This window comes from Hymenobacter sp. UYAg731 (genome assembly GCF_054061335.1).
This window is the reverse complement of record NZ_JBSSEC010000002.1, coordinates 29,205-55,181: the sequence shown is the minus strand read 5'-3', so window position 1 is coordinate 55,181 and position 25,977 is coordinate 29,205. Positions and strand designations below refer to the sequence as shown.

The 25,977-nt window shown below is 61.3% G+C and carries 20 protein-coding genes; 15 read left to right on the top strand and 5 right to left on the bottom strand.

Annotated features, from left to right (window positions below):
- Positions 1–55 precede the first annotated feature (55 nt).
- From ACVWYF_RS04820 to ACVWYF_RS04785, 8 genes are all read left to right on the top strand, one after another.
- A complete protein-coding gene (locus tag ACVWYF_RS04820) occupies positions 56–1,708 on the top strand; it encodes a UxaA family hydrolase (protein WP_457065190.1) in 1,653 nt (550 codons plus the stop codon).
- A gap of 147 nt (positions 1,709–1,855) precedes the next feature.
- The gene (gene uxaC / locus ACVWYF_RS04815) at positions 1,856–3,289 is read left to right on the top strand and encodes a glucuronate isomerase (RefSeq protein WP_457065188.1); all 1,434 of its coding nucleotides are present in this window, start codon (positions 1,856–1,858) and stop codon (positions 3,287–3,289) included.
- A gap of 140 nt (positions 3,290–3,429) precedes the next feature.
- Positions 3,430–4,440: a PfkB family carbohydrate kinase gene (locus ACVWYF_RS04810; protein ID WP_457065186.1), complete on the top strand. Its 1,011-nt coding sequence runs from the start codon at positions 3,430–3,432 to the stop codon at positions 4,438–4,440.
- A gap of 12 nt (positions 4,441–4,452) precedes the next feature.
- Positions 4,453–5,109, top strand: coding sequence for a bifunctional 4-hydroxy-2-oxoglutarate aldolase/2-dehydro-3-deoxy-phosphogluconate aldolase (locus ACVWYF_RS04805; protein WP_457065184.1), 657 nt, complete (start codon positions 4,453–4,455; stop codon positions 5,107–5,109).
- A 72-nt stretch (positions 5,110–5,181) separates the two neighbouring features.
- Positions 5,182–6,546, top strand: a complete 1,365-nt coding sequence (locus ACVWYF_RS04800; RefSeq protein ID WP_457065182.1) for an MFS transporter — start codon at positions 5,182–5,184, stop codon at positions 6,544–6,546.
- Positions 6,547–6,718: 172 nt separating this feature from the next.
- Complete coding sequence (locus ACVWYF_RS04795; protein ID WP_457065180.1) at positions 6,719–7,105, top strand: nuclear transport factor 2 family protein; 387 nt, start codon at positions 6,719–6,721, stop codon at positions 7,103–7,105.
- Positions 7,106–7,208: 103 nt separating this feature from the next.
- On the top strand, positions 7,209–8,216 hold the full coding sequence (fbp, locus tag ACVWYF_RS04790) for a class 1 fructose-bisphosphatase (protein ID WP_457065178.1): 1,008 nt from the start codon (positions 7,209–7,211) through the stop codon (positions 8,214–8,216).
- Positions 8,217–8,259: 43 nt separating this feature from the next.
- Positions 8,260–10,239 (top strand): alpha/beta hydrolase family protein, encoded by a 1,980-nt coding sequence (locus ACVWYF_RS04785; RefSeq protein ID WP_457065176.1) that lies wholly within the window; start codon positions 8,260–8,262, stop codon positions 10,237–10,239.
- 73 nt (positions 10,240–10,312) lie between these two features.
- Here the strand turns inward: ACVWYF_RS04785 and ACVWYF_RS04780 are convergent, their stop codons facing one another.
- The gene (locus ACVWYF_RS04780) at positions 10,313–11,344 is read right to left on the bottom strand and encodes a Gfo/Idh/MocA family protein (protein ID WP_457065174.1); all 1,032 of its coding nucleotides are present in this window, start codon (positions 11,342–11,344) and stop codon (positions 10,313–10,315) included.
- 324 nt (positions 11,345–11,668) lie between these two features.
- Between ACVWYF_RS04780 and ACVWYF_RS04775 the strand changes: the two genes are divergently transcribed.
- The 7 genes from ACVWYF_RS04775 (at position 11,669) to ACVWYF_RS04745 (ending at position 22,779) form a co-directional block, all read left to right on the top strand.
- The gene (locus tag ACVWYF_RS04775; RefSeq protein WP_457065172.1) at positions 11,669–17,260 is read left to right on the top strand and encodes an SPOR domain-containing protein; all 5,592 of its coding nucleotides are present in this window, start codon (positions 11,669–11,671) and stop codon (positions 17,258–17,260) included.
- 93 nt (positions 17,261–17,353) lie between these two features.
- Positions 17,354–17,998 carry a glycerol-3-phosphate 1-O-acyltransferase PlsY gene (gene plsY, locus ACVWYF_RS04770; protein ID WP_457065170.1) on the top strand — a complete coding sequence of 215 codons (645 nt, stop codon included), beginning with the start codon at positions 17,354–17,356 and terminating at the stop codon, positions 17,996–17,998.
- Between the two features lie 510 nt (positions 17,999–18,508).
- Positions 18,509–19,072, top strand: a complete 564-nt coding sequence (locus ACVWYF_RS04765; RefSeq protein ID WP_457065168.1) for a hypothetical protein — start codon at positions 18,509–18,511, stop codon at positions 19,070–19,072.
- Between the two features lie 281 nt (positions 19,073–19,353).
- Entirely contained in the window at positions 19,354–19,761 is a 408-nt protein-coding gene (locus tag ACVWYF_RS04760) for a hypothetical protein (RefSeq protein WP_457065166.1), read from the top strand.
- Positions 19,762–19,948: 187 nt separating this feature from the next.
- Complete coding sequence (locus ACVWYF_RS04755; RefSeq protein WP_457065164.1) at positions 19,949–20,533, top strand: hypothetical protein; 585 nt, start codon at positions 19,949–19,951, stop codon at positions 20,531–20,533.
- 65 nt (positions 20,534–20,598) lie between these two features.
- A complete protein-coding gene (locus tag ACVWYF_RS04750) occupies positions 20,599–21,357 on the top strand; it encodes a hypothetical protein (RefSeq protein ID WP_457065161.1) in 759 nt (252 codons plus the stop codon).
- Positions 21,358–21,414: 57 nt separating this feature from the next.
- Positions 21,415–22,779, top strand: a complete 1,365-nt coding sequence (locus ACVWYF_RS04745; protein WP_457065159.1) for a dipeptidase — start codon at positions 21,415–21,417, stop codon at positions 22,777–22,779.
- 54 nt (positions 22,780–22,833) lie between these two features.
- On the opposite strand, the gene ACVWYF_RS04740 is transcribed toward ACVWYF_RS04745, so the two are convergent.
- The 4 genes from ACVWYF_RS04740 to ACVWYF_RS04725 form a co-directional block, all read right to left on the bottom strand.
- Positions 22,834–23,490 (bottom strand): porin family protein, encoded by a 657-nt coding sequence (locus ACVWYF_RS04740; RefSeq protein ID WP_457065157.1) that lies wholly within the window; start codon positions 23,488–23,490, stop codon positions 22,834–22,836.
- A 94-nt stretch (positions 23,491–23,584) separates the two neighbouring features.
- Positions 23,585–24,178, bottom strand: a complete 594-nt coding sequence (locus ACVWYF_RS04735; RefSeq protein WP_457065155.1) for a porin family protein — start codon at positions 24,176–24,178, stop codon at positions 23,585–23,587.
- Between the two features lie 146 nt (positions 24,179–24,324).
- Complete coding sequence (locus tag ACVWYF_RS04730; RefSeq protein ID WP_457065153.1) at positions 24,325–24,921, bottom strand: porin family protein; 597 nt, start codon at positions 24,919–24,921, stop codon at positions 24,325–24,327.
- 167 nt (positions 24,922–25,088) lie between these two features.
- Positions 25,089–25,778: a porin family protein gene (locus tag ACVWYF_RS04725; RefSeq protein ID WP_457065151.1), complete on the bottom strand. Its 690-nt coding sequence runs from the start codon at positions 25,776–25,778 to the stop codon at positions 25,089–25,091.
- Positions 25,779–25,977: the final 199 nt, after the last annotated feature.

Sequence of the window (25,977 nt, the reverse complement as noted above, 5' to 3'; positions counted from 1 at the left end):
TAGAGATGCTGCGGCTGCTCTCGGCCCGACCAATTCCCGATAATTATCCGTTTATATGAAACACCAAGTTGCCCGCATCCACCCCGCCGATAACGTGCTCGTCGCCCTTGCCGACCTGCCCATCGGTACCGAAGTGCCGTGGGAAAATGGCTTTATTACCACTGCTGAAGCTATTCCGGCCAAGCACAAGCTCGCCACACTGGGCCTGACGCAGGGCCAGCCCGTGACCATGTACGGCGTACTCGTGGGCACCGCCCGTGAGGCCATCCGCCCCGGTGGCCGCCTCACCACGGCCAATATTCAGCACGCTACCAATAGCTACGACGAACACGCCCACCAGCGCGCCGCCTGGCAGGCCCCCGACGTAAGCGCTTGGCAGGACCGTACTTTCCAGGGCTACCACCGCGCCGATGGCCGCGTGGGCACTGCCAACTACTGGCTCGTTATTCCGCTGGTATTCTGCGAAAACCGCAACATCCAGGTGTTGCAGGATGCCCTGATTACCGACCTCGGCTATGCCCGTCGCAAAACCTACCAGCCCGAAACCCGCAAGTTGGTGGAGCTCATGCAAGCCGGCAAAACGGTGGAGGAAATCCTCAGCGCCGACCTCGAAGCCAGCGCCGATTTAGCGCAAAAAAACCGACCTTTCCCGAACGTGGACGGCATCCGCTTCCTCTCGCACGAGGGCGGCTGCGGCGGCATCCGCCAGGATGCTCAGACGCTGTGCGGCCTGCTGGCCGGCTACATCACGCACCCCAACGTGGCCGGTGCTACCGTTCTCAGCCTGGGCTGCCAGAACGCGCAGGCCAGCATGCTGCAGGAGGAAATCGCCAAGCGCGACCCCAACTTCAGCAAGCCCTTATATATCCTCGACCAGCAGAAGCTTGGCACCGAGGAAACCCTCATCAGTACCGCTCTGCGCCAAACTTTCGCCGGTCTGATGATTGCCAACCAGGCCCGCCGCGAACCTGCGCCACTCAAAGCCCTGAATATCGGCCTGGAATGCGGTGGCTCCGACGGCTTCTCCGGCATCTCGGCCAATCCTGCCTTGGGCCACGTTTCTGATATGCTGGTGGCCCTGGGCGGCTCGGTCATCCTGGCCGAATTCCCGGAACTGTGCGGCGTGGAGCAGGAACTGGTAGACCGCAGCGTGAACCAGGAAACTGCCGAACGTTTCAGCAGCCTGATGAAGGCATACGGGGACAGCGCCGTGGCCGTCGGCTCGGGGTTCGACATGAATCCCTCGCCCGGCAACATCCGCGACGGCTTGATTACCGATGCTATGAAATCGGCTGGCGCGGCCCGCAAGGGCGGTTCTTCGCCCGTGGTGGCCGTACTCGATTACCCCGAGTTGGTAACCAAGCCGGGTTTGAACCTGCTTTGTACGCCTGGTAATGACGTGGAATCCACGACGGCCGAAGTGGGCTCGGGCGCTAACATCGTCCTCTTTACCACCGGCCTGGGCACGCCGACTGGCAACCCCATCGCGCCGGTTATCAAAGTCTCCAGCAACACGGCCCTGGCCCGGCGCATGCCCGACATCATCGACGTGAATACGGGCACCGTGATTGACGGTGAGGAAACCATCGAGCAGGCCGGCGAACGCATTTTAGACTACGTTATCCGGGTGGCCAGCGGGGAGGAAGTGGCCGCCGTGCGCCACGACCAGACCGACTTCATTCCGTGGAAACGCGGCGTGTCGCTGTAGCCTGCCAAACTATTTACGCAACCGTTTTCGCTAATAAATACCGGAATCAGGACAGTCCATGAGGGCTACGCCACCCGCCCCGGCCTACCTTCGACTCCTGAGATTATAGAATTTATCAGAACCCTGATTCTGTCTTCCTGATTGATTATGAAGCCTTTTCTCAACGACGATTTCCTGCTCCAGACCGCCACGGCCCGCACGCTCTACCACGAGTATGCGAAGCAGATGCCCATCATCGACTACCACAACCACCTGCTGCCCGACCAGATTGCCGAGGACAAGCAGTTCGAGAACATCACCCAAATCTGGCTCTACGGCGACCATTACAAGTGGCGTGCCATGCGGGCCAACGGTGTGCCCGAACGCTACATTACCGGCGATGCTTCGGACTGGGAGAAGTTTGAGAAATGGGCCGAAACCGTGCCATACACGCTACGCAACCCGCTGTATCACTGGACGCACCTAGAGTTGCAGCGCTACTTCGGCATCACCGAGCTGCTTAACAAAGACAGCGCCCGCCGCATCTACGACGAGTGCAGCGCCAAGCTCCAAACCCCCGAATACTCGGTGCAAAGCCTGCTCAAAAAGATGCAGGTCGAAACCCTCTGCACCACCGACGACCCGGCCGATTCGCTGGAATACCACCAGGCCATTGCCGTTGCCGGCTTCGGCGTGAACGTGCTGCCCACCTTCCGCGCCGACAAGGCGATGGCGGTGGACGATGCCCGCAGCTACAATGCCTACCTCGACAAGCTGGCCACCGCCGCCGAAGTGGAAATCAACACCTTCGCCGACCTCGAAACGGCCCTGCGCCGCCGCCATGATTTCTTCGCCAGCGTGGGCTGCCGCCTGTCGGACCACGGCCTGGAGCACATCTACGCTGCCGAGTACACGGCTGAGGAAGCCGCTGCTATCTTCTTGAAAATCCGGAGCGGCAGCGAGTTGACTCACGCTGAAAACCACCAGTTCAAGGCCGCCATGCTGGTTTTGCTGGCCGAAATGGACTGGGAGAAGGGCTGGACGCAGCAGTACCACATCGGCGCGTTGCGCAACAACAACTCGAGGATGCTCCGCGCGCTCGGCCCCGATACGGGCTGGGATTCCATCGGCGACTTCCCACAGGGCCGCGCCCTTTCCACGTTCCTCGACCGGCTCGACGGCCAGGACAAGCTGGCGAAAACCATCATCTACAACCTCAACCCGGCCGACAATGACTTGATGGCGACGACGATTGGCAACTTCAATGATGGCTCAGTGGCCGGCAAGATGCAGTTCGGCTCCGGCTGGTGGTTCCTCGACCAGAAAGACGGCATGGAGAAGCAGCTCAACGCGCTGAGTAACATGGGCCTGCTGCCGCGTTTCGTGGGGATGCTCACGGATTCGCGCAGCTTCCTTTCGTACCCGCGCCACGAGTATTTCCGCCGTGTGCTCTGCAACCTGCTCGGCAACGACGTGGAAAATGGTGAGCTGCCGGCGGATATGGAATTGCTGGGCCGCACCGTGCAGAACATCTGCTACGGCAACGCCAGGGAGTATTTCGGCTTTGGCAAAGTGGCGGAAGCTGCTGCCGTAACTGCTTAATTAACGATATAAGGACGTCATGCTGAGCGCAGCCGAAGCATCTCTACCGCTTCGTTGAATCGAAATTGAATTAGTTAAACGGTAGAGATGCTTCGGCTGCGCTCAGCATGACCGTTTTTCTACACATAAGTCCCCAAAGAATGAAGCAAGTTGTCACGTTCGGCGAAATCATGATGCGGCTCTCGCCGCCGCTGAATTACCGGTTCGCGCAAACCCAGCACCTCGAAATCACCTACGGCGGCGGCGATGCCAACGTGGGCGCTTCGCTGGCCGGGCTGGGCGTGCCCGTCGCCCACGTCACCTGCTTCCCGGCCACTGATTTCGGCCACGCCGCTGCCCAGCAGTTCCGCGCCCTCGGCGTGAACATGGACGCCACCGTGTACGAAGGCGACCGCCTCGGCCTGTATTTCCTGGAAGTGGGCGCGGGAATGCGCCCCAGCAAAGTGGTGTACGACCGTGCCAACTCGGCCTTCGCCCACCTCGACCCGGCCAGATTCAATTGGGATGAAATCCTGAAAAACGCCGGCTGGCTGCACTGGACGGGCATCACGCCCGCCATTTCGGCCACCACGGCTGAAGCCACGCGCCAGGCCATTGCCGCCGCGCGCCGTCTGGGCATCACCGTATCGGCCGATGTGAACTACCGCCGCAACCTGTGGCAGTACGGCCAGACCGCCCAGAGCGTGATGGCGGAATTGGTGGCCGGCTGCGACGTGGTGGTCTGCTCCGAGAACGACGCAGAGGACCTGTTCGACATCGTGCCCGAGCCCGGAACCGATAACAAGTTTGTATCCGTCGCCCGGCAGGTGATGGCGCGGTTCCCGCAAATCAAGCAGGTCATCACCACCCGCCGCAAAACCCACAGCGCCTCGCACAACGGCCTGAAAGGCATTTTCTACGACGGCCAGCAGTTCCTCGAAACCGTCACCTACGACATCAACCCCATCGTGGACCGCATTGGCGGCGGCGATGCCTTCATGGCCGGCTTCATCTACGGTTCGCTGGCCTACAACAATCCGCAGCAGGCCCTCACCTTCGGCGTGGCGGCTTCGGCCCTCAAGCATACCATCCACGGCGACGTTAACTTAGTGACCGTGGCCGAGGTGGAAGAAATCATGAAGGGCAACACCAGCGGCCGCTTGCTGCGCTAAATTCAACCAACCATGCCCCGCCATACCCCCGCCGAAACCCTTGCCACGCTGCTCCGCTACCCGGTGGTGCCGGTGTTTTACCACGCCGATGCGGCCTACACGCAACGCATTTTGCAGGCCTGCTACACGGGCGGTATCCGCGTGTTCGAGTTTGTGAACCGGGGCGAAAAAGCGCTGTCGGTTTTCACCGAGCTCCAGGATTTCGTGCGCGACCAGTATCCGGATATGATTCTGGGCATCGGCACCATTTATAAGGTTGCGGAGGCCGAGCAGTTCATTGCCGCCGGAGCCGAGTTTGTGGTGCAGCCCCTGGCCACCGCCGAGGTAGCCGAGGTGTGCCGCGCCCACGACATTCCGTGGCTGCCCGGCGCGATGACGCCCACCGAGATTTACAACGCCAGCGAGCTGGGTGCGGCCGTGGTAAAAATCTTCCCCGGCAATCTCGTCGGCCCCGACTATGTGAAGGCCCTGCGCGGCCCCATGCCCCACACCAAGCTCATGGTGACCGGCGGCGTGGAGCCCACCGAGGCCAGCCTCAGCGCCTGGTTTGGCGCGGGCGTGAATGCCGTGGGCATGGGCTCACAGCTCTTCAAAAATGCCGATGATACCGACGCCCTGGCCGCCAGCATCGGCCAACTGATGCAGGTGGTCGAAACCCTGAAAAAGTAGTGCCCGATGGTGCGCCATGCGCGCCATTGAGTTGATTCCGAGTAGTGCCCTGGTTTCAAATTCCCGAACTCGATGATGACATCTTCCGCTCAGGCCCCGCCTGATTCTCCGCTGGCCACGGCCAATGCCGTGATGGGCAAATTCCGCTGGACCATTTGTGCCCTGGTGTTCTTTGCCACCACGATTAACTACCTCGACCGGGCGGTTATTTCGCTGCTGAAGCCCTACCTGGAAACAGAGTTCCACTGGAATTCGGGCGACTATGCCAACATTGAAATCGCCTTCAAGCTGGCCTATGCGGTGGGCATGGTGGGTGCCGGCCGCATCATCGACAAGCTGGGTACGAAGATGGGCTATGCCATTTCGACGGCCCTGTGGAGCGTGGCGGCCATGGGCCACGCACTGGTCAGCAGCACGTTTGGCTTCGGCATTGCGCGCGGCTTTCTGGGCCTCACGGAAGCCGGTAATTTCCCGGCCGCTATCAAAACCACGGCCGAGTGGTTTCCGCAGCGGGAGCGGGCACTGGCCACGGGCATCTTCAATTCGGGCTCCAACGTGGGTGCCATCGTGGCTCCGCTTACGGTGCCGCTCATTGCCGAAACCATTGGCTGGAAATGGGCCTTCATTATCACGGGCGCGCTAGGCTTTATCTGGCTGGTGCTCTGGATGGTGTATTACGAAACGCCCGCCCGGCACGCCCGCCTGAGCAAAGCCGAGTTTGACTTTATCAACGCTGACATTCCCGCGGGCCTGCCCGCCGAGGGCGTAACGGAAGAAAAGCCCAAAGCCTCCTGGGGCAAGCTGTTGACCTTTCGCCAAACCTGGGCTTTCGTGGTGGGCAAGTTTCTGACCGACCCCATCTGGTGGTTCTACCTGTTTTGGTTGCCCGACTTTCTGGGCAAGCAGTACCACCTCAAGGGCACGGCCATTGCCCTGCCGGTAGCGGCCGTGTACATCCTGTCGAGCATCGGTAGTGTGGGTGGCGGCTACCTGCCGCTGGGCTTTATGAAGCGTGGCATGCCCGCGTTTCAAGCCCGCAAAACGTCCATGCTGCTCATTGCCTGCTGCGTGTTTCCGATTGTGTTCGCGCAGTGGCTTGGCGGGCTGAATATGTGGCTGGCGGTGCTGGTCATCGGTATTGCGGCGGCGGCTCACCAGGCCTGGAGCGCCAATATTTTCACCACCGTGTCGGACATGTTTCCGAAGCGGGCGGTGGGCTCGGTCACGGGCATTGGCGGCATGGCGGGTGGTTTGGGTGGCATTGCCCTCACGGCCCTGGTGCAGAAGCGCATGTTTGTCCACTACGAAAGCATTGGCCAAATCGACAAAGCGTACTACATCATGTTCTTCATCTGTGGCGCGGCGTACCTGCTGGCCTGGGTGCTGATGTTTACGCTGGTGCCGAAGATGGAGCCCATCAAGCTCGACGACGAATAACCATTCCCCCGAAACGGCACGGTACTTTTTTCGGGCCAGTGGCCACGAGTGCCGCGCCGTTTTGGCTTCTCTCCAACGTTTGTTTAAGGATATGAAAACGCGGCCGTTACTGCTGGCGCTGTTGCTGGTATTGCCCTTATTTGTCTTCGCTCTGGCCTCTGGCTCCCGGAAAATGACTGCCGAAAAAGAAGTAGAAGCACTGGAGCGTCAGCGCTTCGAGGCCCAGGTGAAAAAGGACTACGCCGTGCTCGAAAAAGTGCTGGGTGATGACCTCGTGTACACCCACGGTGACGGCCATGAAAACACCAAAGCCGAATACATCCAGAGCATCCGCGACGGCAAAAGCCAGTACGGCAACATCGAAATAGACGCTCTGAACGTGCGCGCCTACAACGATGACAAAACGGCCGTCGTGAACGGCACTATCCGCATCACCTCGCCGCCCAAGCCCGATGGCAGCACCAGCGTGGTCCGCATCAAGTACGTGGTAGTGCAGATAAAGGACAAGAAGAAAGGCTGGCAGGTAGTGCTGTGGCAAGCCCAGAAACAAGCCTCGTAGAAATTGTAGCGTGGACTCTGCGAGTCCGTGCCTCGCCCAAGTGTTGCCCCATCCGAACCGCCCACACGCGGACTCACAGAGTCCGCGCTACATGACCCACCCAATGTCCCAAACTACCGAAAATGCCCTCGCTACGCCCGTGGGCACCACGCTGGAGCGCTACATTATGCGCAAGCAGGCCGAGTTCCCGTACGCCACCGGCGAGTTGTCGCAGTTGCTACGCGACATTGCCCTGGCCGGTAAAATTGTGAACCGCGAGGTAAACCGGGCCGGCCTTTCGCGCATCACCGGGGCCATGGGCGAGCAAAACGTGCAGGGCGAGGCCCAGCAAAAGCTCGATGTGGAAGCCAATATCCGCTTCATTCGCGCCCTCACCAATGGCGGCGAGGCCTGCGCGGTGCTCTCGGAGGAAAACGAGGAAATCATCCAGACCGGCAACGATAACGGCAAGTACGTGGTGGCCATCGACCCGCTCGACGGTTCGTCCAACATTGATGTGAACGTGAGTATCGGCACCATTTTCGGCATTTATCGCCGGGTGTCGCGCATTGGTGGGCCGGCGCGCAAGGAAGACTTTTTGCAGGGTGGGCGGGCGCAAATCGCGGCCGGCTACGTTCTGTACGGCTCCAGCACCATGCTGGTGTACACCACCGGCCACGGCGTGACGGGCTTCACCTACGAAAACTCGCTGGGCGAATTCTTCCTCTCGCACCCCGATATCCGGATTCCGCAGCACGGTCCGGTGTTCAGCTGCAACGAGGGCAACTGGTTCGACTACCCCGAGTTCGTGCGGACCTATCTCACCACTTGCAAAGAGCGTCGCCTCACGGCCCGCTACGTGGGTTCGCTGGTAGCCGATTACCACCGCAACCTCTTCACAGGTGGCATCTACCTCTACCCGCCCACCGTCGATAAGCCCGGTGGCAAGCTGCGCCTACTCTACGAATGCTACCCGCTGGCTTTCCTGATTGAGCAGGCCGGCGGCATGGCCGTGACCGGGGCCGATGTCGTCCTCGACGTGCCGCCCACCGCCGACCTGCACCAGCGCGCGCCACTCTTTGTGGGCTCCGCCGATTTGGTGAAGGAGCTGCAAGCCATTGCCGCGTCCTGATAGCATGGCTACGCGGGCAAAAACCGGGCTGCTGGTTTGGTTGATGGCACTGCTAATCGGGCGCTCGGCGCACGCCCAGCAGTCCGGCCCCAACGTGCTCGACTGGAAAGCCCCAACCACCCTCACTACCTACTTGCTGCAACAGCTGCATGCGCAGTACGCGCCCCGCGCCGCCGAACTGGACCTCGCCGGGCAGTCGGCCACCGTGGCGGCGGCCTACCGCGACAGCGTGCGGGCGCGGTTCCGGCGGGTGCTGGGGCCGCTGCCAGCCCGCACGCCGCTACGGGCGCAGGTGACGGGCAAGTTGCAACGGCCGGGCTTTCATATTGAAAAAATCATCTACGAAAGCACGCCGCGTCACCACGTCACGGCTAATCTGTACGTGCCGGGAGGCAAGGGGAAGAAGCCCGGCGTGCTGCTGTTCTGCGGGCACGAGCAGGAATCGAAAGCCACGGTTTCGTACCAGAAAACGGCGATTCTGCTCGCGCAGCACGGGTTTGTGGTGCTGGTGATTGACCCCATCTCGCAGGGCGAGCGGATGCAGCTGACCGATGCGGCCGGCAAGCCCCTGGCGCGGGGCGGCACTACCGAGCACACGCTTCTCAGCGCCGACGCGGCCCTGCTGGGCCAGACCACGCCCGGCGAAGAGTTCTGGGATAATGCCCGCAGCCTCGACTACCTGCTCACCCGCCCGGAGGTAGATACCGCCCGGCTGGGCTGCCTCGGCAACTCGGGTGGCGCTACCCAAACGGCCTACTTCATGACTCTGGAGCCGCGCATGAAGGTGGCTGCCCTGTGCAGCTACGTGGCCAGCGGCGAGAAAAACCTGGAGCTGACCGGCCCCGCCGATGGCTGCGTGCAGCTGCCCGGCGCCGGCCGCGCCCGCCTCGACCTCGCCGACTGGCCCATCATGTTTGCGCCCAAGCCGCTGCTCATACTGGCCGGGCGCTACGATTTCGTGGACTACACCCAAATTGAAGCCGCCACGGCCGAAACCGGCCGCATCTACCGCGCCCTAGGCAAGCCGGAGCAGTTGGATTTATTCACTTATGATGATGGCCACGGCATTTCGCAGCCCAAGCGGGAGGTGGCCGTGGCGTGGTTTCGGCGCTGGTTTTATGGCGATGCCGCGCCGGTGCGAGAGGAACACTTGCCTGTTTCAACTACCAAAGAGCTGCAATGCACGGCTACCGGCCAGGTCAATACTGCGTTTCGGAACGAGGCCACGCTGAGTAGTCAGCATCTGGCCGAAGCTCAACGGCTGGCCGCCCGCCGCCCGGCCACGCTCGCCGAAATCGTGGCATCGGTGCGCCAGCAGCAACGCAGCTTTGCCTCGGCAATAACCAACGACCACCAGCCCACGCGGGTAGAAATAAGGGCTTTGGATACCCTGCGCCGTGCGGGCTTTGCCCTGCAAAAATTCGTGCTGCGCCGGCCAGGCGAACCGCCGCTGCCCCTGTTACTGGCCCTGCCCGCCGGCCCGGCGCGGCCCGCCCGCGTACTCATCTGGCTGGCCGAAGGCGGCAAATCGGCCGTTCTCGATAGTAGCGCGGCAGAGATGCAGGCCTACCTCCGGCAGGGCACCGCCGTGGTGCTGGCCGACCTGCGCGGCTTGGGCGAAACCGCCGACCCCACCGCTGCCATCGACCCCAAATACTACAACCGCGAATACCGCAACGCCCTGTTGGCCCTGCACGAAGGCCGCCCGCTGCCCATCCAGCGCGTGGCCGATATCGACATGCTGCGGGTATTCGTGCGCAACACTGACCCGCTGGCCAGCGCGTCCGTGGAGTTGCGCGCCAGCGGCCGAGCCGTGGTGCCAGTACTGCACGCGGCCGTGCTCTGGTCCGAAATAACGCGCCTGATGGTGGATAAAATGCCGCCCTCTTACCGAGAACTCCTGGCGCAGCCGACTACCAAAAACGTGTATTCGGAAGTGCTGCCCGGCGTGCTGCGGCACTACGATTTGCCGGACTTGCAGCGGGCGCTGGGGGATAAGTTGGTGGTAGGGAAAAAACCGTAGAGACGCATGTTTGCGTCTCGTCGTTGAACAGTGATTGGTCCAACGGCACCTGACGACGAGACGCAAATAAGCTCTACAGCATGGCGGGCTGCTCCAGCAATTCATTTTGCCACAGCAGCTGCTCGTTGCTGATAGGGTAGGGGACATTGTGGCGAATGGCTTGGAACACGGCCTCAAACAAGTCCATGTAGTCGCCGGGGGTGGCGGGGTCGGGCGTGGCGGTGAGGGTGCCGTCGGGCGCGGCCAGGGTGAGACGGCCTTCCTGGCCGGGCTTTTCGTGGCCATACTCGGGGGCTTGGGGCGATATGCCGGCCAGCAATTGCGCTTCCTGGCCATCGGTGCGGCCTTTTTGGTAGCTGCCCTGGGTGCCGTGCAGCACGTAGGCCGGCACGGGGTCGGCGATGAGCAGGCCCGAGCTTACCCACACGTTGAGGCCGGCGGGGTAGCGCAGGTGCAGCGAGAAAAAATCGTCGACCTGGGTGCCAGGACGGTAGCTGCCCAAGGTTTTGTGCGCGCTCAGGGGCTGGCCGAATAGGCTCAGAGCCTGGTCGATGATGTGCGGGCCAAGGTCGTAGAGCAGGCCCGCGCCGGGGCCGGGCTCCTCCTTAAATTTCTTGAAATGCAGCGCCGGCTTATACCGGTCATAGCGGATATGCACTTCGAAGAGCTGGCCCAGCTGGCCGCTTTCCACCACGCGCCGCACGGCCTGGAAGTCGCTGTCCCAGCGGCGGTTCTGGTAGGCCAGCAGGTAGCGGCCCTGCTGCTTGGCCAGCGCCAGCAGTTCGTGCAGTTGCGCCACGGACGTGGCTACGGGCTTTTCGAGCAGGACGTGCTTGCCGGCGCGCAGGGCTTGGCTAGCCAGGTCGAAGTGGGTGTTGCTGGGCGTGTTCACCACCACCAGCTCGATGGTGGGGTCGGCCAGCACTTCAGCTACGCTAGGGTAGCTATGAATGGTGGGATAATCGAGGTGCATGCGCCGCTCGGTACGCTCGGCCACGCCGTAGAGCTCGAAGCCGGGGTGGGCAGCCAGAAAGGGGGCCTGAAAAAGTTTGCCCGACATGCCGTAGGCCAGTAGCGCGGTGCGAATAGGGGAGGGGGAAGTCATGCGTCAAATGTATAACCTGGCCGGGCCAGACCAAGGAAAATAAAAAGGATGCAATTGGGAAAAAACGGGATAATCAAAAGGCAAGACGCTTTAAGCCCGGCCGTTGGCGAATTGCTTTTTTGATTGTGCCTAACTTGTACCGGGTTTTTATGCGCCGCGCCGGGCACTATCCTTCGGGCCAGGCGTTTGCGTTGGAAAAACCACTCGTTGGGTTGAGCGTGCGGCTGGGCGGGCAGCAGGCGGGGCGACGCCGGGCGACACTGCCCGCTCGCCGCCGCTTAAAGCCGGACCAACGGGTCATTGTTACTGAACTATGCAGACTTTATGAAGCAAGTAATTGGTATTTTTATCGCGTGGCTGGGGCTGTGGCTGGGTTTTGCCACGCCCGCGCTGGCGCAAACCAAACCGGCTCCACCCACCGGCGCGGCCCCGGCGGCGACCACACCGCGCTACCAGGTAGGCAAGCTCTCCACTGACCCCGCGCAGTACATCAACGACGTGCAGGCCATGATGGCCAGCACCAACAACGCCGTGGCCCGTGTAACGGCCGCCCGGTTGAAGGAGCTGTGGGCCTCCAACAGCCTCACCAGCTCGCAGCAGGCGCGCATCGTGGCGATTTCGCAAACCATGCTGGCCAAGAAATTCAAGCCCCGGCCGCACTTCGAGATGCTGTTTGGCAGCATTGTGAACGGAAAAAACCTGGCCAAGCTCAAGGACCCGCAGATGGACCAGTACCTCGACGTGCTGAACCAGACCTTGGACAAGGAAGCCCCGCAGGAAACCGAGAAATTCCTCGTCAGCACCAACCGCTTCTTCACCGGCGGCTATCTCTACCGCTCCGGCTACAACACGCTGCGCGCCGTGGGCGGCACCGTTTCGTTCGTCTACTCGCCCATCGCAGCGCCTGAGTCGAACCTGGAATTTGGCGCGCCCACGCCCGCTCCCAAGGATGAGCCGCTACCCGCCGCCAAACCGGTAGCCAAAAAAACCACCGCCAAGCCGGTGGCAAAGGCAGTGGCCAAGCCCGCGCCCAAGAAAAAATCCAGCAGCGGCTGGGACACGGCCGATGTGTGGTCGTCGCCCACCGGCGGCGGCTGGGGCGATGACGACGGCTGGGGCGCGCCCGTAAAGAAAGCGCCCGTCAAAAAAGCCACCGCCGCCAAGCCGGCCACCAAAGCCACCCCGGCCACGGCCGCCAAATCCGCCGCAGCTACCCCGGCATCTTCTAATTTTGACGCGCCGGCTCCGTCGTTCACGCCCTCGGCGGTGTACGATGCCTACGCGCCGCCGCCCGCCCGGGGCGCGGTGATTGTGGTGAAGGATGCCGACCTGTTTATGGCCACTGGCGGCGACTCGGTGTTTGTGAAGAAGGTGAGCGGCATGGCCGTGCCCGGCACCAACCGCTTCATTGCCACGGGTGGGCAGCTGGTGTGGTCCATTAAAACCAACCTGGTGACGGCCGAGCTGGCAGGCTTCGACTTCGACATGACCAAGCCCGAGTTCACGGCCCAGCCCGTGACGCTGAGCTACCCGGCCGTGCTGGAAGCCCCCGTGAAAGGCGCCCTCAGCTACAAGAGCGTGCGGCGCAAGCCTGGCGCGCCCGACACCGGCTACCCGCGCTTCATCTCCCTCACCAACGATGCCCGCATTAAGAACCTGGGCGACAACATCAAGTACCAGGGCGGTATTTCGATGGCCGGCGGCAGGGTGCTCAGCGCGGCGCTCGATGGCTCGCTGTCCAACCTTATGGTGAGCCTCGACGGCAAGCCCAAGTTCAAGGCCGCCTCGCGGGCCTACGTCCTCGGCGACTCGGTAATTACGGCCAGTCGGGCTTCGGTTACCATTTACGAAGGGGCCAAGGACTCGCTGACGCACCCCGGCGCGCAGCTCAAATACTCGAAAGGCAAGCAGCAGCTGAAGCTCTCCCGCGAGGAAGGCCTGTATAAAAATACGCCCTACAGCGACTCCTACCACCAGATGGACATCCGCACGGAGGCCCTGACCTGGAACCTGCGCCAGCCCATTATCGACTTCGCGGTGCTGTCGTCGAAAAACCAGAGCTCGGCCGATTTCGAGAGCAAGGAGTACTTCACCAACAACCGCTACCAGCAGCTCAAAAGCATCAACCGGCTGCACCCGCTGCAAATGCTGGTGGGCTACAGCCAGTCTCACGGCGACGCCAAAACCATCAACGTAACCGAACTGGCCGAGAACCTGAAAACCTCGGTGCCCAACATGCGCTCCGACATGGCCGGCCTGGCCCGCGACGGCTACGTGGCCTGGAACCCCCAGACCGGCGACGTCACCATCCTGCCCAAGGGCGCGCACTACGTGGCCTCGGCCCGCGACAAAAAGGACTACGACCACATTGCCATCAAGTCCCTGTCGGGCTCGGGCCGCAACGCCACGCTCAACCTGAACACCAACGAGCTGCTGGTGCGCGGCGTGCAGCGCTTCAACTTTTCCGACGACTCGGCCACGGTGTACGTGAAGCCCGACAGCGCCATTATCCGCATCGGTAAAAACCGCACCATCAATTTCCGGGGCGCGGTGGTGGCCTCGGCCATGCGCTTCAAGGGGCGCGATTTTACGTTCGACTACGACGGCTTCTACATCGACATGGCCAAGATTGACTCCATCGTCATTCGCAGCGAAACCAAGAATGCCAAGGGCAAGGCCACCGGCAAGCACGCCGACTTTGCCCTCACCAACAAGGGCAGCGTCTCGACCGGCCGCCTCTTCCTCAACGACCCCATGAACAAATCGGGGCGCAAGAAAAAAGGCCAGTACCCGGCCTTCGACTCCAAGAGCGGGGCCAACGTGTATTTTGGCAAGCAGGACGTGCTCGGCGGGGTGTACGACTCCACGCTGGTGTTCGACATTCCGCCCTTCCGGCTCGATTCCCTCAACGGCATCGGCAAATCGAGCGCGGGCTTCGCGGGCACGTTCCGCAGCGGCGGCATTCTGCCCGACCTCAAAACCAAGCTCACGGTACAGGAAGATGGCTCGCTGGGCTTTGTGTACGACGTGCCGAAGGATGGATTTCCGCTTTATAAGGGCAAGGGCCGGGTGTTCAATAAAGTGAAGATGAACGGCCGGGGCTTGCAGGCCGATGGCAGCATCACGTACCAGTCGGGCACTTTTGCTTCTGATGCCTTCGTGTTCTATCGCGACTCGGTGGTGGCCGTGGGCCGCACGGGCGTTATCGCGGCCCGCACCGAGGGCGCCGTCGATATCCCGCGCATCAGCATGCCGCCCAACTACCTCATGCACTGGAATGTGAAGCAGGACTCCATGTTCCTGGCCACGCCACCCGGCGGCGGCCCGGCCCGCCTCTACGCCAATGCCGACCGCAAGGCGAAAACCGTGGTCAGCTACAACTTCACGGGCACGGCGCTGCTCACCCCCAAAGGCACCGGCGGCGACGGCCGCCTCGATGGCCCGCAGTCGCTCATCAAGTCGCACGATTTTGTCTTCAATTCCGACCACTACTCCGGCAAGCACGCCACGCTGAGCGTGAAATCGACCGAAGCCAACAAGCCCGCCCTCACCGCCAACGACGTGGCCTTCGAGTATAACATGAAGAAGGGCACGGCCGACTTTACCCGGGAGGAGGGCAGCAAGGCCAGCGTCGAGCTGCCGTACTCCACGTTCGGTACCACGCTCAGCAACGGGCACTGGGACTTCAAAAAGAAGCAGGTGCAGCTGCGCATGGCCCACGGGGCCGACTCTACTAAGTCGTTCTTTTACTCGACCAACCCCGTGCAGCTTGGCCTGAAGTTTAAGGCCACCAGCGGCCTCTACGACCTGGCCAAGTACCAGATGCAGATAAGCGGCGTGCCCCACATTGCCGCCGCCGATGCCTGGATTGTGCCCGATTCGGGCCGCGTGAACGTGGGAGTGAACGGCAAAATCCAGCGCCTCAAGAACTCCGTCGTGCTGCTCGACTCGCTGGCCCGGCTCCACCGCCTCACCAAGGGCAGCATCGAAGTGGTGTCGAAGGCGGCCTTCACCGGCAGCGCCGACTACGTCATCAAAACCGCCAACGACTCGGTGTCGCTGCGCTTCAATAACTTCGAGCCCGACCCGGCCTTCCTCATGGCCAGCACCGACGTGAGCGGCGGCGGAGGCATCAACCCCTTCCGCCGTACCAAAACGGCCAACGGCGCCTTCGAGGGCACCGCGCAGGGCCCCGCCACCGTGGCCACGGCCGCCGTGAACGTGAGCAACAAGGTGCAGCTGCTGCACCGCATCGGCTACCGGGGCAATGTGCAGCTGAACTCCCGGCGGCGTGGCTTCGCCTTCACCGGCGAAGCGCAGCTACAGTTCGGCAACGACCACACCAACTCTTCCTGGGTAGCGCTGAAGGACTCCATCGACCCGAAAAACGTCCGCATCAACCTCCGCGACCTCAAGGCCCCCGATAATACCCCGCTCGTTATCGGCCTGTTTCGGGCCGAGCAGAGCGGCAAGCTCTACCCGCTCTACGGGGCCCTTGCGCCTCCGCCCGAAGACCTGACCATGCTCAAGGTGGACGGTGACCTGCGCTACGACGATAAGAAGGCCACGTACACCATTTCGCGCAGCGACCCCAGCGACGTGAACGCCTACGAGGGCGCGGCCCTCACGTATAGCGACTCCACCAACCGCATCACCTTTCGCGGGCCGCTGTCCTTCATCGCCTCCAATAAGGACTACAAGATGATTGCCAGCGGCGTGGGCTCGGCCAACCCCGACAGCGCCCGCTACGCCGTGGATGCCCTGCTGGGCATCGATTTCACCATGCCCCCCAAGGCCATTGATGTGATGGGGAGCGAGATGGCCAAAATCACCAAGAATGGCCCCGAGGCCCAGACCGGCGCTACCAACGAGCTCTACAAGCTGGCCCAGTTCATCGGCGACAAGGCCACGCAGAGCTACGCCGCACGCAGCGGAGGTGCCGGCTCCATCGCGCAGCTCTCGCCCAAGCTCACGGGCCACACCCTGCTGCTGAGCCAGGTAAACCTGCGGTGGAACGAGAAGCGGCACGCCTGGTACTCGGTGGGGCCGATTGGCATAGCCGGCGTGGGCAAGCAGTCGCTCAACGCCCTGGTGACGGGCAGCGTCGAAATTCGCCGCGAGCAAGGGGCCGAAACGGTCGAGATTTACCTCGAAGCCGAGCCGCAAAGCTGGTACTACTTCAAGTATGCCAACAACCTGATGCTCACAACTTCGGCCAGCGACAATTTCAACTACGAAATCAGCAGCAAGGCCAAGTACGACTACGAAACCGCCACCAGTTACGGCGTGTTTCTGGGGGCGCTGACCGATGTGGACGCCTTCCGCACGCACTTCCAGAAGGACTACCTGGGCAAAACCGGCAAGCAGATTACCCGCACCGTGGCCCCCACCGGCCTCGCCGAGCCCGCCGAAGACACCGGCGGCAAAAAGAAGAAAAAGGGCAAGGCCGATGACGCCTTCGGCACCGACCCCAACGCCAACCCCGGCACCGCCGATGCCGACACCGCCCCCGAGCCCGCTTCCAAGAAGAAGAAAAAGGCCAAGGCCAACGACCCCTTCGGCGATGGCGTGATGGACGACCCCACGCCGGCTCCGGCCGTGGTGAAAGAGAAGGTGAAGGCGAGGGATAAAGCGGCCGATGCCCCGGCTCCGGCCACTACCGCTCCGGCCGCCGCTGCCGCCACTCCGGGCACTGCCACGCCGGCCGCCACTACCGCCCCGGCCGCCACCGCACCCGCCGATGCAGATGCCACACCCGACCCCGCCGCCGCTAAAAAGGAAGCCGACCGCCAAGCCAAGGAAGCCGACAAGCTGAAAAAGGACGAGGAGAAGGCGAAAAAAGAGGAGGAGAAAAAGAAGAAGGAGGACGAGAAGCAGAAGAAGAAAAAAGGGGATGACCCCTTCGGCGACAGCTAAAGCCGTCAGGCTATTCAGTCCGAAACCAGAACGCCCGGCTGCGCGCAGCCGGGCGTTCTGTTATTTTGCGTTCTTCTCACCTATCCCGCTCCCATGACCATCCTCTACATTGCCTTGGCCCTGCTGGCCGCCTATCTGCTGGGCTCTATTCCCACGGCCCTGTGGGTGGGCCGGCGCTTCTTCCACCTGGCCGATATCCGCGAACATGGCTCGGGCAACGCCGGGGCCACCAATACCTTCCGCGTCCTCGGCCCCAAGGCCGGCTCCTTCGTGCTGCTGGTTGATGCCTTGAAGGGTTTCGTAGCCGCCTATTTCCTGCCGCAGTGGCTGGTGGCGCAGGGTGCCATCGCGCCGGAACACGAATTGTACTACCGGCTGGCCTGCGGCGCGCTGGCCGTGGTGGGGCACATCTATCCGGTATTCGCGCAGTTCCGGGGCGGCAAGGGCGTGGCCACCATCCTGGGCATGATGCTGGGCGTGGCCCCGGCCACGGTGGGCGTGTGCATGCTGGTGTTTATCGTGATGCTGCTGCTGTTCCGCTACGTGAGCCTGGCCAGCATGACGGCGGGCGTCACCTTCGCGCTGCTCCAGCTGCTGCCCCAGTTCCGGCCGGCACAGCCGTTTCTGGTGTACGTGGGGTTTTTGCTGGCCGCGCTACTCATCTACACCCACCGGGCCAACATCGGGAGGTTGCGGAGCGGCACCGAGAGCCGCGTGCCGCTGCCATGGGCGAAGTAGATAGGTGAATAAATGGGGTTCAAAGTATTCGAAACGCAACGATTTGGCGACCTTCTACTGGTGATTTATGACTGGATGGAGTTCCCGGATTCTAAAGCAGTGCGCAATCTGTACGCTTACGACTTGGGAGGAGAAAGAATTTGGATAGCGCAAGCTCGGCGCGCTGGGGATTTCTTTACCGGCTTTGTGGACGACAGTAGGCTCTTGCGGGCAACTACCTGGGACTGTTTTTGCTGCACGCTCGACCCTGAAACTGGGGAAATCATTGATTCTGTATTTGCCAAGTAGCCCAGCCGCGCGGCTGCCTAATTTCGAGTCTCTGACTTGACCACTGAACTTCGAGCCTGCTTGTGAAGCAGCGCTACGACCAATCAAAAATCAGTGCTAGCACTGATACCCTGCCAAGTCCCCCAAAGTATTATTGCTAAGAGTATGGCGCAGTTGCATATGTAAATGAATAGGCTGGCGGTCATATGTAACGACATTAGTAGGCCGTGACCTTTGCTTGCCATGAACGTAGTTACACCCGACCCCGAAAAAGTGCTCAATGACGTAGAACTCCGAGTCATTAAATGGGACAAGATGGCCTCGCGCGACATGAGGTGGGTCGTGTCTCTCGGAATTTTATCAATCCTTTCTTCCTTGTTTGTTACCAGTTTCGCTGGGAGCTTGGCTGCTCCTTATGGCGATTTTATAATAAAAGGGGTGTCATTTTTGTCAGCGGCTTCCATTACGTCCCTGACTGCGTTCAGGCTGGTAGAAAGAGCAAACAATTTCCGGTTCGCTTGGCGCAAACTGCTTTACGCTAAGCACCTTTATTTAATCAATGAAATCAGCATTACAGAATTGGCCAGGGAGATGTACAATTGCGAAACTTCCTTGGGAGGCATCAGTTTCGGGGGCGGCAATCAGCAGGACCTCGTTGGCCGGGTTCCATTACAACCCCTTGCTAACCCAAAACCGCTGGAAATAAATATGCCATTTCCTGCAAACCCACCGCGAAACGGTTTAGATGGAAAGGAGAATGACGAGGACGAGACAAGGTATGATACGACCAAGCCAAAGAATATATAGCGCGTGGCTTTGCTAGCGCCTGCGCAGCTTCCCCGGCTGGCGTGCGGCTGCGACGCGCTGCCGAATGGCTTCGAGTCTCTGACTCGACCGCTGAACGAAAGCCCGCAACTGCTTAATGTCCGAGCCACAGGCTCGAACCCATTCGGCAGCGCGTCACAGACGCACGCCAGCCGGGGAGCAGACCCAAATTCAAGTTCTTGCTGATGTCAGCGTATCTCTAATCTTTCGTGCTACGCAAATGCAACAAAAATCCTGCAACAATTTAAATAGTTGCAAAAAAAATGTTGCAAATTCGTCGCATGGCCAACAGCACCCGCACCTACTTCCGCCTGACGCAGGAACAGTTGGCGGCTTGGCTGCGAATTCCGCGTGGCAGCATTGCCACCGCCGAGCGAGGGCACCGCAGTATGCCCTTGCAGCTGCACCTGCGCGGGTTGCGGCTGGATATGGCGGCCCTGAGCCGGGCGATAGATGCCAGCGGGCAGGTGCTGCCGTTGCCGCCGCCCCTGCCGTTGCCACCCTGCCCCTTGCCACTGGTGCAGCGGCAGCTGCGCCAGTGCCGCTACCATGTTGGCCGCTTGCGGCACGAGCTGGAGCCGCTGTGTGCGCGTACCCCACCTTTCGAGGCACGATTGGCGGCTGTGCCCATCCTGCGGAGTTGGACCGGCCCCGACCCGGATGCCGCCTAGGCCAGCGACTGGATTGACCGGTTCGAACAGGAAGCCTTGAGCGAGCTGTAATACAACTGCGGCCCCGGCCCCCAATTGCTGTTACGCGCCCGCATTGCCGGTCTGGAGCAAGAGGCCGCCCTACTGGAGCAGGCGCTGGCCGCCGCGCCGCCCCCTGAGTAGGCGTGGGCCGGATTGCCTTTAGACCATGTACCGTTTGTTCACTACTGGCTTGCTGTTGGGTTTGCTATTGCTGGCTTGGCCCGCCGCCGCCCAGCGCTACAACGTGCCGCTGGCCGCCCCGCCCGCTGGCTTTGCCTGGCAGGCCCTGCCCGATGGCAAGGCCGCCGCGCTGCTCCCCGCCGGCTGGTACTACCGTGCCGAGGGCCAGCAGGGCGCGCCCACCTACTACCTCACCCAGGACCAAATCGGGGAAAGCGGGGAGTTTCAGACGGGCCTCTCGCTGCAACTGGTGCGCAAGGCCACGGCCCACACCCGGCACCCCGCCGCCGAGTACGCCGAGCTGCTGATGCTGCGCACGGGCTTCGGCCGGGGCCAGCAGCAGTTGGAAAAGGTAGCCTCCGTGGACGGCAACTGGCACAAGTGGACCGTGCGCTACCGCGATGCCCCGCCCGATGCCGACCCGCGCATCGTGTACCAGCTGGCCCTGGCCAACGCCAAAACCGATACCCTTTACCTGCTCACCTTCGAAAGCCCCGAGAAAGACTGGCCCGCTGCCTGGGCGCTGGGGGCGGTGATGGTGCGGGAATTGGTGCTGGATGCGCGGCAGTGAGCCGGCCCGCGTGTGCAATAGTGCCGGCCGAAGCATCATTGGGGCCACTGCCCTACCAAATCTATATGCTGCTAAAAACCTGCCTGCCGCTGGCCGCTGGCCTAGCCTTACCCATCCTCCTGGCTACTTCCGTGCTGGCCCAGACCGCGCCCGTGGGGCCGTTTCGCACCGAAGCGGAAGCGGTGCGGCACCAGGCCAGTTTCCTGGCGGCGGCCCGAAAGCAGGGCTATACCTCGCGGCCCGCCTTCTTCTACCGCAACCGCCTCGACGTGACCAAAACCCGGGAATTGCGGCGCGTGGGGGTCGACATGCAGAAAATGGACCGCAGCCTCCTCATCGACGGCTCGTATGGCTACCGGGAAGAAACCCTGTTTGCCGACTGGGTGGTGCGGGGCATCGTGACCGAGGAAACCGGCGATTCCAGCCGGCGCGTGTGCTTTCACACTACTTACCAAGTGAAGGTAACCGAGGTGTGGCAGGGCCAGCTTAGCCCCGGGACCGTGACGGTGAAAACCATGAACGGCCCCACTGGCACCTACCGGCTGCACGTTTCCGAAAGCCCCGAGTTCCATCAGGGCCAGGAGGTGGTGCTCTACCTCAACCGCTTCGATTTGGCGGGTTTTGCCGAGGCCGAAAAGCAGGGCCTGACCAATTGCGCCAATAATGCCACCTCGGACGATTTCCAGGTGAGCAAAGCCTTGGTGGTGCTGCCCAACGGCACCATTGCCGGCCACGCCGGCCTGCCCGTGGCCGAGGTGCGCGCGGCCGTGCAAGCCATCAGCGCCATCCTGGACAAAGAGCATTTCTACCAGAAGGAGTTTTGAGGCGGCGGGCTGCTACTTTTGCCCCGCATTCCCAACCTATCCCAAATCCCGTTCCGCATGGCCAATTACCTCGCCGATAACCAAACCCGCTTTCTCGATGAGCTGATGGACTGGCTCCGCATCCCGTCCGTGTCGGCCGACCCCAAGTTCCACGCCGACATCCTGAAGGCGGCCGATTACCTGAAAATGCGCCTCGAAGAAGCCGGCGTGCAGAACCTCGAAATCTGCCCCACGGCCGGCAATCCCATCGTGTACGGCGACTACATGGTGAGCCCCGGGGCCAAAACCGTCCTCGTTTACGGCCACTACGACGTGCAGCCCGCCGACCCCTACGAGCTGTGGACCTCGCCTCCTTTTGAACCCGTCATCAAAGATGGCAACATCTACGCCCGTGGGGCCTGCGACGACAAAGGCCAGGTGTACATGCACGTCAAAGCCTTCGAGATGATGATGCGCGACGGCCAGGGCGGCGTGCCCTGCAACATAAAGTTCATGTTTGAGGGCGAGGAGGAAATCGGCTCCAATAACCTCGAAATCTTCGTGAAAGCGAATAAGGAGAAGCTGAAAGCCGACGTCATCCTCATCTCCGACACCGGCATTCTGGCCAACGATGCGCCCAGCATCGAAGTGGGCCTGCGCGGCCTGAGCTACCACGAAGTCACCGTGACCGGCCCCAACCGCGACCTGCACTCCGGCCTCTACGGCGGCGCGGTGCAAAACCCCATCAACGCCCTGTGCGAGATGATTGCCAGCCTGCACGACGCCAACGGCCACATCACCATCCCTGGCTTCTACGACAACGTGGACGAGCTGAGCGCCGACGAGCGCGCCGAAATGGCTAAAGCGCCATTTTCAGAGGACGAATTCAAAAAGAGCATCGGCCTGCCCGATAGTTATGGCGAAAAAGGCTACTCCAGCATGGAGCGCACCAGCATCCGGCCCACGCTCGACGTGAACGGCATCTGGGGCGGCTACACCGGCGAGGGGGCCAAAACCGTCATCGCCTCGCAGGCCCACGCCAAAATCTCGATGCGCCTAGTGCCCCACCAGACTTCGGCCGAAATTACGGCCCTGTTCCAGGCGCATTTCGCCCGCATCGCGCCGGCTGGCGTCACCGTCGAAGTACGCCCCCACCACGGCGGTGAGCCCGTGGTCACGCCCACCAATTCGGTGGCCTATAAAGCGGCGGCCGATGCCATGGAAACCACTTTCGGCAAGCGCCCGGTGCCCACGCGCGGCGGCGGCTCCATCCCCATCGTGGCCATGTTCAAGTCGGAACTGGGCCTCGATACCGTCCTGCTCGGCTTCGGGCTCGATTCGGACGCCATCCACTCGCCCAACGAGCATTTTGGGGTGTTCAACTTCCTCAAAGGCATCGAAACCATCCCGCACTTCTACCGCAACTACGCGATGGCCGAGTAGCGGCAACCCACCATTTCCCGCAGTAAAGCCCCGTTTTCGCCCGAAAGCGGGGCTTTACTGCGGGAAGTCAGCCGGGGGCCGGCCAAAGAAAATGAACCCGGCGTACAGTTGAAACGCCTGGTTGTAAATGTCGGGTTCGCCGCCGATGCCCCGGTAAGCTCCGGCTTTAAACACCGGCGTCAGCCCCCGAGTGTAGCGCACGCCCAGCAGGAGGGCCTTGGTCCCCTGGCCCTGATATCCGACGCCAGCCGCGTAGCCCACCTCCAGGTCTTTAAAATTAGCGCGGTTGTCGTAATTGTTCTGCCCGCTCAGTTCGGCGCTGGCGCTCAGCAGGTAGGATAGGGTGGGCCCCGCTTCGACGAAAAGGCCCGCATGGCTGCGCAGCTTGGCCAGCACCGGCACTTCCACGTAAGACAGCCGCTGGTTGCCCGTCACGGCCATGTTATTCGGCAACACAAAAGCCTGGCTGCTGGCCCCCTTCTGCGAATACAGAAACTCGGGCTGCACCGAAAAAACCCGGCTTATGGGCAAGTGTAGCACGCCCCCGCCGCAAAAGCCGCCCCGGTTGCTACCGCCCGCGTACGTGTCATCGCCCCGGTAGCGCGTCAGGCTGCCCCCCAGCTTGAGGCCCACCCTGCCCGTGCGCTGTGCCCAAGCGGGCACACCGGCCAGTAGTACGAACAAAGCAATCAGAAGCCGGGCGTTGGGCATAAGAAAAGGAGGATAAGGGAAGCGGCTACAAATCAAACGCAAAAGCCCGGCTTCCACAACGGAAGCCGGGCTTTTGCTGATTACCCCCGGGCAATTATCCGCCGAAGGAATACGTCAGATACAGCTGGAACGCGCTGTTGCGCACGTTGTCCTGCACCGTCACATTGCCTACCGTGTAGGATTTGGGCACGTTGATGAAGCCCCCGTTGTAGCGCAGGCCAATGCCCAGGCCGGTTTTGCGCTGGTAGCCCAAGCCGGCCAGGTAGCCGAAATCAATCGTATTGTACCGCGCCTTGATGTCGGTGGACGTGTTGCCCGTTTTTTGCTGCGCCGCTACCAGAAACCCAACCTGCGGCCCGGCTTCAAAAAACAAGCCGTCGGCGTTCACATGGAAGGCGAGGGGCACATCCACGTAGTGCAGGCGGTTTTTAAAATCGGTGATGTTGGGGTTGGAGCCTTTCTGGGAGTAGATGATTTCCGGCTGAAAGGCAAACAGGTCGGTAAGCCCAATATTGGCAAATACCCCCGCGTGAAAGCCAAAAATGCTTTCCTCGCTGAACGCCTGCTTGCCCACAAAGTTAGAATACGTAGCGCCCGCCTTCAGGCCCAGCGACACGTTGCTGCGTTGCGCCTGCGCCGCGCCCGTGAGCCCTGCCAGCAGCGCGAGGGTGAAAAGAGTCTTTTTCATAAGCGAAGTAGATAGGTGATGCCGCAAAGCTACGATTGGCCGGGCGTGAACCTGCCAGCCGTCCGGTTAGTGCGCTACACTTCCCGCAACGCAAAAGCCCGGTTTCCATTGCGGAAACCGGGCTTTTTGTGTTATCAAAGGGTGACTTACTTACTGCCCCCGAAGGCGTAGCCCAGGTTGAACCAAAACGTGCTGGAACGCAGGTTGCCGGTGCCCAGGCCATTGCCCGCCGTGTCCTTGTAGGTGTGGCTGATGCCGCCGTCGTAGCGCACGCCCAGCGAGAGGCCCACCGGGAGCTGGTAGCCCAGGCCCACCACGTAGTCGATGGCCACCGGCGTCACGTCGCGGCTTTTGATGTCCGCGCCGCCCTCGTCTTTGCCCGCCAAGGCAAAATTGACCTCCGGGCCGGCTTCAAAAAACAGGCCATCGGCGTGGTAGCGGGCCAGCAGCGGCACGTTGATATAGTCCACGTCGCGGCTCAGGTTCACCAAGTCGGTGGCGTCAAAATATTGCTTGGTGTACAGCGCTTCGGGGTGGAAGGAGATGGCTTCGCCAAAATACACATCGCCCATGAGGCCAGCCTGGTAGGCCGAGTGATTCACCGACGAGTAGCCGGCGCTGCTGCCCGACAGGCTGGTGATGCCGTAGCCGGCCTTGATGCCGATGCTGTTGGCGGGCTGCTGCGCCTGCGCCACGCCAATGGTGCTGGCCAGCAACGCGATGGGAAGAATGAGCTTTTTCATGATGAAGAAACGATGAAAATATTGATATTCAGCGTTAAGGCGCTGCATAAATAGGGATGGGGCGTATACCGCCTGCGCCGGAAATAGGTTGCTGATTCAGCCATCGCCCGAATATAAAAAAGCCCGCCTCTTGGCAGAGCCGGGCTTTTTTACAGGATGCTCTCCGGCTATTTGCCGCCGAACATATAATGTGCCTGAAACTGAAACACCGAGTTGCGAACACTGGGGTTGTTGCCATTGAAACCGCTGGCCGCCGAGGAGAAGAGGTTTTTAGAAGCCCCGTCCTTGTAAACCTGCGAGATGCCGCCGGTGTAACGGATACCGATGCCCAGGCCGCTGGTGAGCTGATAGCCGATGCCACCCACGTAGCCAATCACCACCTTGTTGAGGTCGTCGGTGCTGGTGTTGGAGGAGCTGATTTGCTTGCCGCCGCCATCTTCGATGAAGTCACGGTTGCTGATGGCAAAGCTGCCCTGCGGGCCAAGCTCGAAGAACAAACCCTTGCCATCTTCCCCAATGGTCGTTTTCAGCAAAATCGGCACATCGATGTAGCCAATGGTTGATTTGAACGTGCCGTCGGTGGTGCTGGCCGAATTGGCAGCGTAATTGATGCCGTCGATGGAAGCGCCTTTCTGCGAATACAGCAGTTCGCCCTGCACCGAAATCAGGTCCGAAAAGCCGTAGTTGATAAGGCCACCAGCCGCGAAGCCCGCCTTATATTGGTTGCCTTTCGAGTTGTTGCCAGAGAAGGTGGCGCCGTTAAAACCGCCTTTGAGGCCCAGTTTGAGACCGGTCTGAGCCTGGGCAGTACTGGTAAGGCCCGCAAGCAGGGCCAGAGATAAAATGACTTTTTTCATTACAATAAGTGGGGGAATAATAAATTGAATTCTAAAGACAATCTGTGTTTTTGTCTCAAAACCAAGGCGTATATCGGCGGGAGTGGATGGGTGGTTGTGAAAAAGGACCGTTATTTTTTCGGGCCGAATCTATCAATCAGCATGACAGGGGCTTATTTTTGACGTCGGTCCAGGATATGATTATGAAGGGTGATACTAT

Bases quoted from the DNA above. Each gene is read 5' to 3' on its own strand.
- ACVWYF_RS04820 (WP_457065190.1), top strand. From the start codon at position 56: ATGAAACACCAAGTTGCCCGCATCCACCCCGCCGATAACGTGCTCGTC.
- uxaC (WP_457065188.1), top strand. From the start codon at position 1,856: ATGAAGCCTTTTCTCAACGACGATTTCCTGCTCCAGACCGCCACGGCC.
- ACVWYF_RS04810 (WP_457065186.1), top strand. From the start codon at position 3,430: ATGAAGCAAGTTGTCACGTTCGGCGAAATCATGATGCGGCTCTCGCCG.
- ACVWYF_RS04805 (WP_457065184.1), top strand. From the start codon at position 4,453: ATGCCCCGCCATACCCCCGCCGAAACCCTTGCCACGCTGCTCCGCTAC.
- ACVWYF_RS04800 (WP_457065182.1), top strand. From the start codon at position 5,182: ATGATGACATCTTCCGCTCAGGCCCCGCCTGATTCTCCGCTGGCCACG.
- ACVWYF_RS04795 (WP_457065180.1), top strand. From the start codon at position 6,719: ATGACTGCCGAAAAAGAAGTAGAAGCACTGGAGCGTCAGCGCTTCGAG.
- fbp (WP_457065178.1), top strand. From the start codon at position 7,209: ATGTCCCAAACTACCGAAAATGCCCTCGCTACGCCCGTGGGCACCACG.
- ACVWYF_RS04785 (WP_457065176.1), top strand. From the start codon at position 8,260: ATGGCACTGCTAATCGGGCGCTCGGCGCACGCCCAGCAGTCCGGCCCC.
- ACVWYF_RS04780 (WP_457065174.1), bottom strand. From the start codon at position 11,344: ATGACTTCCCCCTCCCCTATTCGCACCGCGCTACTGGCCTACGGCATG.
- ACVWYF_RS04775 (WP_457065172.1), top strand. From the start codon at position 11,669: ATGAAGCAAGTAATTGGTATTTTTATCGCGTGGCTGGGGCTGTGGCTG.
- plsY (WP_457065170.1), top strand. From the start codon at position 17,354: ATGACCATCCTCTACATTGCCTTGGCCCTGCTGGCCGCCTATCTGCTG.
- ACVWYF_RS04765 (WP_457065168.1), top strand. From the start codon at position 18,509: ATGAACGTAGTTACACCCGACCCCGAAAAAGTGCTCAATGACGTAGAA.
- ACVWYF_RS04760 (WP_457065166.1), top strand. From the start codon at position 19,354: ATGTTGCAAATTCGTCGCATGGCCAACAGCACCCGCACCTACTTCCGC.
- ACVWYF_RS04755 (WP_457065164.1), top strand. From the start codon at position 19,949: ATGTACCGTTTGTTCACTACTGGCTTGCTGTTGGGTTTGCTATTGCTG.
- ACVWYF_RS04750 (WP_457065161.1), top strand. From the start codon at position 20,599: ATGCTGCTAAAAACCTGCCTGCCGCTGGCCGCTGGCCTAGCCTTACCC.
- ACVWYF_RS04745 (WP_457065159.1), top strand. From the start codon at position 21,415: ATGGCCAATTACCTCGCCGATAACCAAACCCGCTTTCTCGATGAGCTG.
- ACVWYF_RS04740 (WP_457065157.1), bottom strand. From the start codon at position 23,490: ATGCCCAACGCCCGGCTTCTGATTGCTTTGTTCGTACTACTGGCCGGT.
- ACVWYF_RS04735 (WP_457065155.1), bottom strand. From the start codon at position 24,178: ATGAAAAAGACTCTTTTCACCCTCGCGCTGCTGGCAGGGCTCACGGGC.
- ACVWYF_RS04730 (WP_457065153.1), bottom strand. From the start codon at position 24,921: ATGAAAAAGCTCATTCTTCCCATCGCGTTGCTGGCCAGCACCATTGGC.
- ACVWYF_RS04725 (WP_457065151.1), bottom strand. From the start codon at position 25,778: ATGAAAAAAGTCATTTTATCTCTGGCCCTGCTTGCGGGCCTTACCAGT.